At 30.3% G+C, this 12,358-nt stretch carries 13 protein-coding genes; 8 read left to right on the forward strand and 5 right to left on the reverse strand.

The window, feature by feature from the left end; translation table 11 throughout:
• Positions 1–7: 7 nt before the first annotated feature.
• Positions 8–604 carry a superoxide dismutase gene (locus tag OCU55_RS13610; RefSeq protein WP_261852858.1) on the reverse strand — a complete coding sequence of 199 codons (597 nt, stop codon included), beginning with the start codon at positions 602–604 and terminating at the stop codon, positions 8–10.
• A gap of 171 nt (positions 605–775) precedes the next feature.
• On the opposite strand from OCU55_RS13610, the gene OCU55_RS13615 reads away from it, so the two are divergent.
• Entirely contained in the window at positions 776–1,333 is a 558-nt protein-coding gene (locus OCU55_RS13615) for a rubrerythrin family protein (RefSeq protein WP_261852859.1), read from the forward strand.
• A 166-nt stretch (positions 1,334–1,499) separates the two neighbouring features.
• Here the strand turns inward: OCU55_RS13615 and OCU55_RS13620 are convergent, their stop codons facing one another.
• Both OCU55_RS13620 and OCU55_RS13625 read right to left on the reverse strand, forming a co-directional pair.
• Positions 1,500–1,976 (reverse strand): Dps family protein, encoded by a 477-nt coding sequence (locus tag OCU55_RS13620; protein ID WP_261852860.1) that lies wholly within the window; start codon positions 1,974–1,976, stop codon positions 1,500–1,502.
• 288 nt (positions 1,977–2,264) lie between these two features.
• Entirely contained in the window at positions 2,265–2,690 is a 426-nt protein-coding gene (locus OCU55_RS13625; RefSeq protein ID WP_261852861.1) for a Fur family transcriptional regulator, read from the reverse strand.
• A 153-nt stretch (positions 2,691–2,843) separates the two neighbouring features.
• On the opposite strand from OCU55_RS13625, the gene OCU55_RS13630 reads away from it, so the two are divergent.
• The 5 genes from OCU55_RS13630 (at position 2,844) to OCU55_RS13650 (ending at position 8,144) form a co-directional block, all read left to right on the forward strand.
• Positions 2,844–4,007: a sensor histidine kinase gene (locus OCU55_RS13630; protein ID WP_261852862.1), complete on the forward strand. Its 1,164-nt coding sequence runs from the start codon at positions 2,844–2,846 to the stop codon at positions 4,005–4,007.
• Between the two features lie 21 nt (positions 4,008–4,028).
• On the forward strand, positions 4,029–4,685 hold the full coding sequence (locus OCU55_RS13635) for a response regulator transcription factor (protein WP_261852863.1): 657 nt from the start codon (positions 4,029–4,031) through the stop codon (positions 4,683–4,685).
• Between the two features lie 297 nt (positions 4,686–4,982).
• Positions 4,983–5,927, forward strand: coding sequence for an ABC transporter ATP-binding protein (locus OCU55_RS13640; RefSeq protein WP_261852864.1), 945 nt, complete (start codon positions 4,983–4,985; stop codon positions 5,925–5,927).
• 1 nt (position 5,928) lies between these two features.
• On the forward strand, positions 5,929–7,065 hold the full coding sequence (locus tag OCU55_RS13645) for an ABC transporter permease (protein ID WP_261852865.1): 1,137 nt from the start codon (positions 5,929–5,931) through the stop codon (positions 7,063–7,065).
• A 2-nt stretch (positions 7,066–7,067) separates the two neighbouring features.
• Positions 7,068–8,144, forward strand: a complete 1,077-nt coding sequence (locus OCU55_RS13650; RefSeq protein WP_261852866.1) for an ABC transporter permease — start codon at positions 7,068–7,070, stop codon at positions 8,142–8,144.
• A 148-nt stretch (positions 8,145–8,292) separates the two neighbouring features.
• Here OCU55_RS13650 and mgrA read toward each other — a convergent pair whose 3' ends face one another.
• Both mgrA and OCU55_RS13660 read right to left on the reverse strand, forming a co-directional pair.
• Positions 8,293–9,285 (reverse strand): L-glyceraldehyde 3-phosphate reductase, encoded by a 993-nt coding sequence (gene mgrA, locus OCU55_RS13655; RefSeq protein WP_261852867.1) that lies wholly within the window; start codon positions 9,283–9,285, stop codon positions 8,293–8,295.
• A gap of 308 nt (positions 9,286–9,593) precedes the next feature.
• Complete coding sequence (locus tag OCU55_RS13660) at positions 9,594–9,854, reverse strand: glutaredoxin (protein ID WP_261852868.1); 261 nt, start codon at positions 9,852–9,854, stop codon at positions 9,594–9,596.
• Positions 9,855–10,031: 177 nt separating this feature from the next.
• On the opposite strand from OCU55_RS13660, the gene ltaE reads away from it, so the two are divergent.
• Together ltaE and OCU55_RS13670 are read left to right on the forward strand one after the other, a co-directional pair.
• Positions 10,032–11,066, forward strand: coding sequence for a low-specificity L-threonine aldolase (ltaE, locus tag OCU55_RS13665; protein ID WP_261852869.1), 1,035 nt, complete (start codon positions 10,032–10,034; stop codon positions 11,064–11,066).
• Between the two features lie 306 nt (positions 11,067–11,372).
• Positions 11,373–12,269, forward strand: a complete 897-nt coding sequence (locus tag OCU55_RS13670; RefSeq protein ID WP_427847054.1) for a M15 family metallopeptidase — start codon at positions 11,373–11,375, stop codon at positions 12,267–12,269.
• Positions 12,270–12,358 lie beyond the last annotated feature (89 nt).

The raw sequence follows: 12,358 nt of genomic DNA on the forward strand, positions 1-12,358 counted from the left end.
ATCTTTATTACTTTAATGCAGCTTGAAATCTGCTATTAACATCTTCCCAATTAACTATATTCCACCAAGCTTCCACGAAGCCAGCTCTCTTGTTTTGATATTTTAAGTAATAAGCGTGTTCCCATACATCAACAATAAGAAGAGGACATACTTCCCATTGAGTTAGGTTTTGATGTTTTTCTACTTGTAGAACAACTAGTTTGTTAAAAAGTTTGTTCCAGCAAAGAACAGTCCAACCGGAACCTTCTACAGCTACTGCTGCAGCACTAAACTGTTTTTTAAAAGCATCATAACTGCCAAAGTCCTTTTTAATTTGGTCTGCAAGATTTCCAGTTGGTTCTCCACCACCATTTGGACACATGTTTTGCCAAAACATCGTATGTAGAATATGACCAGAACCATGGAATGCATATTCTCTTTCCCAATGTTTTACTAAAGCAAAATCTCCTTTTTCTCTAGCTTCAGCTAGTTTTGTTTCTGCGTTGTTTAATCCGTCTACATAAGCTTTATGATGTATATCGTGATGAATTTTAACAGTTTCTTGATCATAATGTGGTTCTAGTGCATCATAGGCATAAGGTAGGTTTGGTAAAGTATATGGCATAATATCACCTCTTAATAAAATTTAATCTCTAATATATTACCCACTATATAGAAAGTTATAAGTGAAACTATAAATTTGGATATTGCAAATTAGCATGGCATAGTTAGGTATATATTTTTTCTTGTAGTTAATAATACCAATGTAATTATAATTTGAGAGGATGTGTCTATATTGGCAGTAAACAATGCAATGACTGCTGACTTTTTACGTTCAGCCTACGGTGGAGAAAGTATGGCTCATATGAGATATCTTATATGGGGAGATTCAGCTGAAAAGGATGGGTATCCTAATATAGGTAAGCTATTTAGAGCTGTTGCTTATGCAGAATGGGCTCATGCAAAGAACCACTTTAATGTATTAAAAGAACAAGTGGGAGATAATACTGTAGTAGCAGGTGCTGTGTTTGGTCACACAAATATTATAGAGAATCTACAAGGTGCTATTGATGGTGAATTACATGAGGTAAAGCAGATGTATCCTGTTTATCTTGAAACAGCAAGATATCAAGAAGAAAAAGATGCTCAAAGATCTTTCAATTATGCTTTAGAGGCAGAAAAAGTTCATGCAAAGATATTTGAATTCGCACAAGATACTGCAAAACAAGGCAAAGATTTAGATATAGCTACAATGTATGTTTGCCCAATCTGTGGCTATACTGAGATTGGTGATAATGTAGAAAAGTGCCCAATTTGTGGTGCTAGTAGGGATGTATTTAAGGCTTTTGAATAAATAAGATAATAAATATTCATAATTTAAACAAAAATTGTATATTATTAAGCTAGACGTCTTTAAAAACTAGTCTAGACTTTAAAGATATACAGTAAAAAGCACTACTAGATCTTTTATAGATATAGCAGTGCTTTTATTATATGGATGTACCACTTAAATCTGAAGTCTATTTTTTAGTAAATGCGCTTAACATCCATAGATCTTTCTCATATTTAGATATAAATCCTGCCATAAGATCAACGGTACCTTGGTCGTTTGCATCATCTGCAAGGGTTAGTATATTTCTTGAAGCTTCTAGTAATGATGAAAAGTCTTTTCTTATAACTTCTATTGAATCTTCAGGTGTAGCATCTTTGCTCTCTCTTTCAGCTATTGTAGATAGACTTAGATACTCTTTCAAAGAAGCAGCAGGAGTATGACCTAAAGTTAATATTCTTTCTGCAACGGCATCTAAATCTGTATTCACTTTATCATAATACTCTTCAAACTTTGTATGAAGTTCAAAGAAAGCAGGTCCCTTTACATTCCAATGAAGATTGTGAAGTTTAGTATATATAATATTTAAGTTCGCAAGATACTTATTCAATTCTCTAACTACAATTTCTAAACCATCTTTTTCTAAACCGATATAATTTTTACCCATAAAAAAGCCTCCTTATTAATTAATATTTTTTATATGAATTCATAATAAAGTATAACCATTTAATACTCGTAATATTTGCACAATATAGAATTGAGTTAAAGTAAATACTATATTGTAATGATTACAATTTTATAATAATATTAATTATATTTATTGTCAATAGATAAACTAAATTAATTGATAAAGATTATCATTATGGTGAGTGAATCAAATTATATTTATACTATAGGAAGATGATGTTAAGCTTAAAGGCAGTCAAAATAAATGATCAGACCAAAGCTGGCCTGATCATTTATTTTTATTACATAAGCAATTTTTACATATACCTTTAAAATGAAAAGATTGTTCTTTGACTTGAAAACCTTCTAAGTTTTTTATTTTAGAAAGATTTATGTCCATGTCTACATCATAAACTGTACCACAGTTTTCACACTTAAAGTGTCCATGAGCTTCCGGATTAAATAAGTCATATCTTATTTCATTACCTTCTATTGTAATAGCTTCTACAAGTTTTTTTTCAACGAACATATTTAAAGTATTATATACAGTAGTTTTTGAAAGCGTTGGGATATCTTTAACTAATTCTTCGTAAATTTGATTTACATTAGGATGATTTTGTCTTTCATTTAAGTATTCAAAAATTCTCTTTCTTTGATAGGAAGGACTGATACCATGTTCTCTTAAGTAAGCTTCAATATTAGATATCTTTATCAAATTAAACACCTCCTATATAAAAGTGTAATTAATACAATTTTATATTTAATTTAATAATAGCAAGTTTTTTAAAAATTGTGAATGGAACATACTGGTTATAAGCCTCAATAAGTTGTACTATATAAAGATAATATGAAAATTTTGGGAGGGAATATGTCTAGTAAGTTTGAACAAGAAAAATCAATAATATTTTTAAGGTACATATATATTTTTATATTCATATTAGCCTTTTCGCATAATGGAGAAGGAGTATATGTTTTTGACATAGTATTTTTATTATTATTTATAATAAATAATCAAATAAGATATTTCATATTACCTAGGAAAGTTATACTTATTTGGAGCTCTATTATTATTGAAACTGTGTTGGCATATAAGTTATATAGTCTAGGCGGTATTTTTGGTGAGTTTATATTTGTTTTACCACTATTAGATATAATATATAATCTAAAAAAGGTGTATTGGATATTTTATGCTTTATTTGTTACTACTTTATTATATAACCAAAACTTAGATAAAATACTAGGATGGATTATAGTAGCGGTACCCTTAATTATAATTTTAGATAAGGTCAAAAGTGAGGAGTATAGAAAGATAGAAGCTCAGGATTTATATGATAAATTAAGGGAAAAAGATGAAGAATTAAAAAAGGTTAATAAAGAGCTTGAAGCTTACGTAAATACTATAGAAGAAATAACCCTTTTAAGGGAAAGAAATAGAGTATCAAGAGAAATTCATGATAATGTTGGGCATGCATTAGCTACTATAATAATTCAACTTGGAGCAATAGAAAAGATATCAGATAAAGACGGGAAAACAGCTAGCCAAATGGCTAAAAGTCTGGGCCAATTCGCTAAGGAAAGTCTGGAACGAGTACGAGCTGCAGTAAGAGCCATGAAACCACGAGAGCTAGAAGAGTATGAAGGTGTAATAGCTATTTCTGAAATGATCAAAAACTTTGAGAAACTTACTGCGGTAAAAGTTAGGTTTAGAGTATCTGACAACGTATGGAAACTAAATTCAGATCAAACCATGGTTATATATAGAATAATCCAAGAGTTTCTATCAAACTCAGTAAGACATGGAAAAGCGACAGAAATAAGGGTGTTCTTAAACTTTCTAAGTGATCATCTTAGGGTACACTTAAAGGATAATGGCAAAGGCTGCAGTGATGTAGTGCCTGGTGTTGGACTTTCTAGTATCAAAGAAAGAGTTTCTGTATGGGGAGGAACTTTGGAATACTTCACTGAGATTAATAAAGGATTTGAACTTATTGTTACTATGGACAAAGGTAAGCTGAGTTTAGATGAAGTATAAAATATGTTGGAGGTTTTATATTTGGATAAGATAAAAATAATTATAGTGGATGATGAAAAGTTGATAAGAGAAGGTTTAAAGATAATACTTTCAACTTATGAAGATATAGAGGTATTGGCTTTATGCGAAGACGGACACATAGCATATGAATTCTGTAAATCAAATAAAGTCGATGTAGTGCTCATGGATATAAGAATGGATAATTGTGATGGAGTTTTGGGAACAAAACTTATAAAAAAACTAAATGCTGAAATAAAGATACTTATACTAACTACCTTTAAAGACAGCGAGTATATTGAAGAAGCTCTTAAGAATGGTGCATCTGGATATTTGTTGAAGGATAGTTCTTACGACTTAATATATGGAGGAATAAAAGCAGCTTTTGGAGGAAATATAGTTGTCCATCCGGATATAGTATCTAAACTTGTAGTTAAAGAAAATGATAGAGATGATTCTTTAATAAAGGAAAGATTAAAAGAAGAAACAGGGCTCACTGAGAGAGAATTAACTATAGTAGAAGAAATAGCAAATGGACTATCGAATAAAGAAATTGGAGAAAAGATGTATCTTACGGAAGGAACTATAAAGAATAATATAACTACTATACTTTCCAAATTAGCTTTAAGAGATAGAACTCAAATAGCTATATTTGCTTTCAAAAACAACCTAATCAAGTAAAATTTTGAGGTCAGGAAATTCCTGGCCTCAATTATTTTTATTAATTTATTATACATAGATTGGTTTTATCAAATAAAACTGGTATCTATAGTATAAGATTTTTAATTATAGGGGTGTAATTGTTTGAAAGAAACCAAAAAGCATAAGTATAAATGACTTAAGTCATTCAATATAGTGACTTAGGCTAATATGTAATAAATAGGAAGCAGTATATAATTAACTCATAGATAAGAATTAAATTAAGTTAACTTTTAAGGATTAAAAGGCTTAACTGTTCAATATAAGGAGGATAATAAAATGAATATAGTAGAGGTAAATAATATAACAAAGAGATTTAACGATAAACTTGTTTTAGATAATGTTTCATTTAACATAAAAAAGGGTGAAATATTTGGACTCCTTGGACCTAATGGAGCTGGAAAGTCTACATTAATAAACTTGATGGTTGGGCTACTAAAGATGGATAAGGGGCAAGTGATAATAGGCGGTAATGATATAAGCAAAGAAACAATTAAAGCAAAACAAAGAATCGGATTAGTTCCTCAGGAAATTGCATTATTTGAAGGTTTAAATGCAAAAGAAAACTTAGAATACTGGGGAGGTCTCTATGGGTTAAGAGGAAAAGTGCTTAAGGATAGAATAGATGAAGCTATAGAAATATCAGCACTTAAGGATCATTTAAAGAATCCAGTAAAAAAATATTCCGGAGGAATGAAGAGAAGATTAAATATAGCTGCAGCAATGATGCACCACCCAGAAGTATTAATAATGGATGAGCCAACTGTAGGGGTAGACCCACAATCAAGAAATCATATTTTTGAAGTTGTTAAGAGGATGAATAAAGAATATAGCACTTCAATTATATATACATCTCACTATATGGAAGAAGTTGAACTTCTCTGCGATAACATTCTTATATTAGATTTAGGTAAGGAAGTAGCATACGGAAGTAAAGAAGAATTAAAGAGAATGGTAATTAGTGATAGAGTAATTAAGATAAAAGCTCAAGGAAGATTGGATGAATTAGCTTTTGAAATGAAAAAGCTTCCTAATATAAGAGGTACTGAAGTTGTAGATGATGAAATTAAAGTTATATGTAATGAAGCGCTTACTATAAATGAAATCTTGGATGCTATAGCAGAGTACAAGGTTGCAGTGAGGAATATAGGAATAGAGGAACCTAATCTAGAAGAAGTGTTCTTAACACTTACAGGCAGAAATCTTAGGGATGAGGAGAAGTAAAATGAATCTAGTAACAGAAATAAGAAAAAACTTAATATCCTTTATTAGGCAGAACAGAATAATATTTGTGTTATTTATAATTTGTCCTATGATAGCGGCTTATGTTTATGGTGTTATGCAGCAGGATGTATTCTCTGGTAAAAGTTCCTTTGAACCTGTAAAAGTTGAATTTAAATATGATAAAACTTCACAAGAAGGAAAAGCTTTAGAAGCAATGTTAAATACAAAAGAAGTTAAGAATTTTATAAATAGTGATGCTGTAGATGATATAAAGTGTAGAGTTACAATAGATAAATCTTTTAATGATATAACAATAGAGAAAGTATCTGGGTCTGATAGTGCTTTAGATATGGTTCAAGGATTTATGAGAACTTTTACTGAAAATATTAATCAATATAAAATTATCTACAAAAATATAGATTCTATTAGTTTAAATGATGAACAAAAGAAATCACTTACTAGTAAAGTAGTTGGAAAACTTCAGGAGATACAAAAGGTGCCTTCCGTTAAGGAAAAGGTAATAGAAGGATACAAATCATTAGGAGCAAGAGAATATTACACTATATCAATGTTTAGTTTCTCATCAGTTATGATAATGCTTACCTTAGTAAAATTATTCTACAAAGATAAGCGAGCTGGAATATTAAGAAGGAGCTTCTCCACTCCTAACAAAAAGATTAATTACTTAGCAGGATATTTAAGTTCCTCCTTCATAATAGTATTTTTTATAAATATAGTATACGTGATGGTAAATAAAATATTAGGGATAGCTTTCACTACTTCAATAGTATGGATATTAGTTGCAGTTGTTTTTCAAAGTTTGCTTCAAGCATCTGTTATAGGTTTGATAATAGCTTTTGTAAAAAGTGAGAAAGTAAGTAACTCAATAATTACCGTTATTACAGCTTTACCGCTAATGATTGGAGGAGTTTTCTTTAGCGTTGATATGACTGATGCTAGTGTACTAAAAATAATATCTAATTTTTCTCCAAATTCATTGATACTTAATTCTTATAAGAACTTGGCTATAATTGAAGGCAGTTATGGTGCCTTAAACCAAATTATGCTTATGCTTTTAGTAGCGGTGATGTTTCTAGTTGTAAGCTTTGTTAAAGTTAATATTGCATGGGAGGATTAACTATGAGTTTTTTAATATTGTTGAAAAGTAATCTAAAGAGACTGACTAAAAGTAAAAGCACTGTTATAGCAACTATTATTGTTCCATTTATTGTAGTTTTAGGCTTAGGATTTTTATTTAACAATCTAATTGGGTCTGATAATGAGAATGTTATTGTAAACAGTGATAAGGGAAGTTATAGTAATGAATTTATTCAAGAAATACAAACTAATACTAATATTAAGATATATGATAAAGATAAGGCCACAGAAAAGCTAAAAAAGAAAAATATAAGTGTGTTTTATGAGATACCTGAGGATTTCTCTGATAAAATCGGAAGGGGTGAAAAGCCTCAAATAATTTCTTATAAGCTTGGAAGTAATTCTGATTTAGGAAATTTTCAATTAAATGCTGATTCACTTATAAATAATATGATACTAAAAAATGAGTTTAAAAGTAACGGAAAAGATATAAGCTTGAAAGCTTTAAGTTATAAAGAAGCTAACATTTCAGTTATAGGAAAAGATAAGACTAATTTTGGGGATGCTATGGTACTTAATTTGATAATAAGTTTTGCACTGTTCAGTTCTATTGGCATATCGATGGATCTATTTCACCTAAATGAGCAAAATATAATTGTGAGAAGTTTTACTACAGCTAATAAACCTGGCGTTATAATAGGAGCTATACTAGGGGCGCTATTTATAATATCTGCATTATCCTATAGTTCGATTTATGTATTAAGTGCTCTAGTAAATTCTCATAGTATGCTTACAAAAGCACCTATAGCTATTCTAAATATAAGTTGCTTGGCACTAGTATCATTAAGCCTTGGAATTCTAGTTACTAGGGTAGTAAAGAGGGAAAACTATATCAATGTAGTATTACAAATAATTGTAGGAGTGACATGCTTTGTAGGTGGAAGTTTTATGCCATATGACTTTTTGCCTAAGTCTGTTACTGCATTTTCTAAGTTTACTCCTCAATACTGGGCATTGCAGTCAATAAACACTCAGAAACCAGAATATGCATTGATAGTGGTGTTATTTTCACTGGTATTATTTACTGCAGGAACTTTTAAAGTTAAGAGAATTGCGTAATTTGTATTGGTATAGTAAAAGATATGCAACTAAGTATTAAGGTTATTAAAAGAACTCTGCTGGGTTGTGAGCAGAGTTCTTTTAATATAAATTCTATTACGGAGTAATATATCCATAATAATTAAAAATAAAAGCTTATTTAAATAAGTTATTTAGTGATTTCATCTATTAATCTAAGCTCTTCTTCAGAGAAATCTAGATTATTTACTACCTGAACATTCTCTATAATTTGAGAAACCTTACTTGCACCTATAAGTGCAGAAGTAACTTTACCATTTCTTAAAACCCATGCAAGTGACATTTGAGCCAAAGATTGATTTCTATTTTGTGCTATGTCATTAAGCTTCTTTATCTTTTCAACCTTTTCTACTGTTATTGCATCAGAATTTAGAAAAGGAGAAGTTGGGTTAGCGGCTCTAGAATCGTGAGGAACTCCATTGATATATTTATTTGTTAGTAAGCCTTGAGCAAGAGGGCAAAATGCTATAGAGCCTATTCCTTCTTCTTCTAAGACTTCTTGAAGTCCGTCTTCAATCCATCTATCAAACATTGAATACCTTGGCTGATGAATAAGGCAAGGAGTTCCAAGCTCCTTCAATATCTTAGAAGCCTTTGCTGTTTGTTCAGCACTGTAGTTTGATATACCTACATATAATGCCTTACCTTGTCTAACTACTTGATCTAAAGCCATCATAGTTTCTTCAACAGGAGTATTTGGATCTGGTCTGTGAGAATAGAATATATCTACATAATCTAAATTCATTCTTTTCAAGCTTTGATCTAAGCTTGATATCAAATATTTTCTTGATCCCCAGTCACCATAAGGGCCTGGCCACATTCCATAGCCTGCTTTTGTAGAGATAACTAGTTCATCTCTATATCCAGAAAGCTCGGAGTGAAGAATTCTTCCAAAGTTCTCTTCTGCAGATCCTGGAGGTGGTCCGTAGTTGTTTGCTAAATCAAAATGTGTTATTCCTAAGTCAAAAGATGTGGTTATTAATCTTTTTTGGTTTTCTAAGGTGTCTACGCCACCGAAGTTATGCCATAAACCAAGAGATATTGCAGGCAGCTTTAGACCGCTTTTCCCACATCTATTATATTTCATATTATTGTATCTTGAGTTTGATGGAGTATGTGCCATGAATTTTCCTCCTTTAATATGAATCTTTATAAAAAGTAATTTTTTATAAACATGTACGATATATTGATAATGTTTACATTATACCATTATAAATATATAAAGTATATACTTTACATATGCTAATGTAGATTAAAGATGTATCACTTTAATCTACATTTATTTTCAAAACTTCTCTGGGTTATAAAAGGAGAATTTGAAAATATAAGTTTAAGTTAGAAGCCATAGGTTAATGGATTTCAATAAAAAAATACCCTTCAAGCTTGTTCTGCTGAAAGGTAATTTTTCATTTATAAAGATAATCGTATGTTCTATAATAATGCAGTATCGAATACTTGCTTTATTTTTTCTTTTGTAGCAACGCCCTCATGTACCTTTTCTCCGTTAATGTAGTAAGTTGGTACATAATAATAATCGTACTGATCTGCTACATCTGGCTCTAAGTTTTCATCAATAGTTTTTATTTCTATATCAGAATATGCTGGATTCTCTTGTTCAAGCTCTTTCATCCAGTTTATTGCTTGTTTGCAGTAAGGACATGACTTCATCATAAAAAATAGTACTGGTCTCATAAAATTTCACCACCTTAATAAGTAATTTTTATATATTATACCTCTCTATTTAAGTTTTTATCAATATTATAGTGTGTTATTATTAAATATGTACAACTTTAAACCTACAATTAATTTCTATACAACGCTTTAAAAACGCTATAATAATATTTAATTTTGTATTTGGGGAGGCAAGTTATGTCAAAGAGATTTATTGATTTAAGAAGTGATACAGTAACACAGCCAACAGAAGCAATGAGAGAGGCTATGTTCAATGCAATGGTTGGGGATGATGTATATGGTGATGACCCTACAATAAATGAGCTTGAAAAATATGCTGCAGAGCTAGTAGGAATGGAAGCAGCATTATTTGTACCAAGTGGAACTTTTGGTAATCAATTAGCACTTTTTACTCATTGTAGAAGAGGTGAAGAGGTTATTCTCGGAGAGGATTGCCATATAGTAGCTCATGAAGTTGGAGCTGCAGCTGTTATAGCAGGTGTTCAATTAAGAGCTCTTCCTACAGAGAGAGGAAGAATGAATTTATATAAAATAAGAGCTACTATAAGAACTGAAGATATTCATTTTCCAGAAACATCATTGATTTGCGTTGAAAATGCTTATTCAAATGGAGCTGTAGTAGACGTAGATTATATGAGAGAGATAAGTAATATAGCTAAAGAAAATAATCTTAAAGTTCATCTAGATGGAGCTAGATTGTTTAATGCAGCTTCCTTCTTGAGGGTTGAAGCTAAAGAAATAACAAAGTATTGTGACTCAGTAATGTTCTGTTTATCAAAAGGTCTTTGTGCGCCAGTAGGATCTATGCTAGCAGGTAGTAAGGAATTTATAGATAAGGCTAGAAAAAAGAGAAAGTTGATGGGTGGTGGACTTAGACAAGCTGGTTTCTTAGCATCAGCTGGTTTAATTGCTTTAAAGGATATGACTAAAAGACTTGGTGAAGATCATGTGAATGCTGTGTATCTAGCAGATGAGCTTGAGAAAATTGAAGGAATTAAGGTTGATAGAGATAATTTAGATATAAATATGGTTTTCTTTACTATTGATAATGTTGAAGAAATATCAGATAAAATAGTTAAATATTTTAATGATAGCAATATAAAAATAAATGGACAAGAAGGCGGAAAGCTAAGATTTGTTACTCATTATTGGGTTTCAAAAGAAGATATAGATTATACTATAAATATTTTAAATAAATTTTTAAATAATTAACTTCAATTAACAATATGTTGAAGTTTATATGTCACTCTATCTGATACTTTAATTAAATGCTTAAAGAATTGTAAATATGGTGTTGGAAGTGGTGGTAAATATATCTACACATACGAATTTAATAAGTGGAAAATATATAAATGAAAGTCTTAATGTTAGAAACTATAACATTAAGGCTTTTTTCTATATTTACGAATTTTAATAGCTTATTTGTAGTAAAGACTATATTTCAATAAGACTCTTAAAAATAAGCTTAAATAAAGTTGTTATGGTTATTTTAAATACTAGTAAAGGGTGATGATACTTATGAAAAGAAAGGTAATACCAGTAATACTAATAATGTGTTTAATGTTTTCTTATGAGGCTAGAGCTAAAACAAAAGAACCCGATTACAATATAACAATGAAACAGGATTTATTAACCCTTATGATGGCATATCCTTCTTATATAACTGGAGTGGAAAAAAATAATGAAAATGTATATATCGTTATGAAATCAGGAAAAAAAATAATTTATGACGATAAAAAGCAAAAAACTTTTGAACAAAAGTTAGCCAATCCAGATCTTCAAGATATGCTGGAACAGATTTATCCTCTTGAATCAATAGATGGAGTTGTAGCAGATAAATTTGACCCTGGAAGAATGAGAGTTTATGAATTATTACATGATGTATATGGGCATAGTAAAGGTGAAATAGAAAAAAACTTAAAGTTAGTGGCAGGAGGAATGCAGTTTAATGGACAAAATGCGGCTGCAGGCAATCTAAATACAGTTATAAAGTCACTTAATGAATTAACAAAGTCTAATGGTAAGGCTGGTTCGGATATATATCCATTCAATGGCACTTATAATTATAGGATAATATCTGGAACAGGAAGGTTAAGTCCTCATGCTTTTGGTATTGCAATAGACCTTAACAGAGACTCAAGAGACTATTGGCAATGGGCTTCTTTAGAACAAGGAGATAAGAGAATAAAAGGATATACAAAAGAGATACCTAAGGTATTTGAAGCTAACAATTTTATATGGGGAGGAAAATGGATACATTTTGATATACTTCACTACGAGTATAGACCAGAAATTATAATTAAAGCTAAATATTTTGGTAATAAAGATGAGAAGTTTGATAACTGGTGGGGCAAGGTACCAATTAGTGATGAAAACATAAAGTCCTTCATAGATACAATAGAAAAAAACCTATAAGTATATTAATGTATTTTACAATGTATAAAAAGTATCATCAAGTCTTATGATAAGAACTAAGGACGGAATGATAAATCTATATTTTTAAA

Source organism: Clostridium folliculivorans, assembly GCF_024341905.1.
GTDB lineage: Bacteria > Bacillota > Clostridia > Clostridiales > Clostridiaceae > Clostridium_AR > Clostridium_AR folliculivorans.

Excerpts from the sequence above, each read along its gene's own strand:
- OCU55_RS13610 (WP_261852858.1), bottom strand. The coding sequence starts at position 604 with ATGCCATATACTTTACCAAACCTACCTTATGCCTATGATGCACTAGAA.
- OCU55_RS13620 (WP_261852860.1), bottom strand. The coding sequence starts at position 1,976 with ATGGGTAAAAATTATATCGGTTTAGAAAAAGATGGTTTAGAAATTGTA.
- OCU55_RS13630 (WP_261852862.1), top strand. The coding sequence starts at position 2,844 with ATGTCTAGTAAGTTTGAACAAGAAAAATCAATAATATTTTTAAGGTAC.
- OCU55_RS13640 (WP_261852864.1), top strand. The coding sequence starts at position 4,983 with ATGAATATAGTAGAGGTAAATAATATAACAAAGAGATTTAACGATAAA.
- OCU55_RS13645 (WP_261852865.1), top strand. The coding sequence starts at position 5,929 with ATGAATCTAGTAACAGAAATAAGAAAAAACTTAATATCCTTTATTAGG.
- OCU55_RS13650 (WP_261852866.1), top strand. The coding sequence starts at position 7,068 with ATGAGTTTTTTAATATTGTTGAAAAGTAATCTAAAGAGACTGACTAAA.
- mgrA (WP_261852867.1), bottom strand. The coding sequence starts at position 9,285 with ATGGCACATACTCCATCAAACTCAAGATACAATAATATGAAATATAAT.
- OCU55_RS13660 (WP_261852868.1), bottom strand. The coding sequence starts at position 9,854 with ATGAGACCAGTACTATTTTTTATGATGAAGTCATGTCCTTACTGCAAA.
- ltaE (WP_261852869.1), top strand. The coding sequence starts at position 10,032 with ATGTCAAAGAGATTTATTGATTTAAGAAGTGATACAGTAACACAGCCA.
- OCU55_RS13670 (WP_427847054.1), top strand. The coding sequence starts at position 11,373 with ATGAAAAGAAAGGTAATACCAGTAATACTAATAATGTGTTTAATGTTT.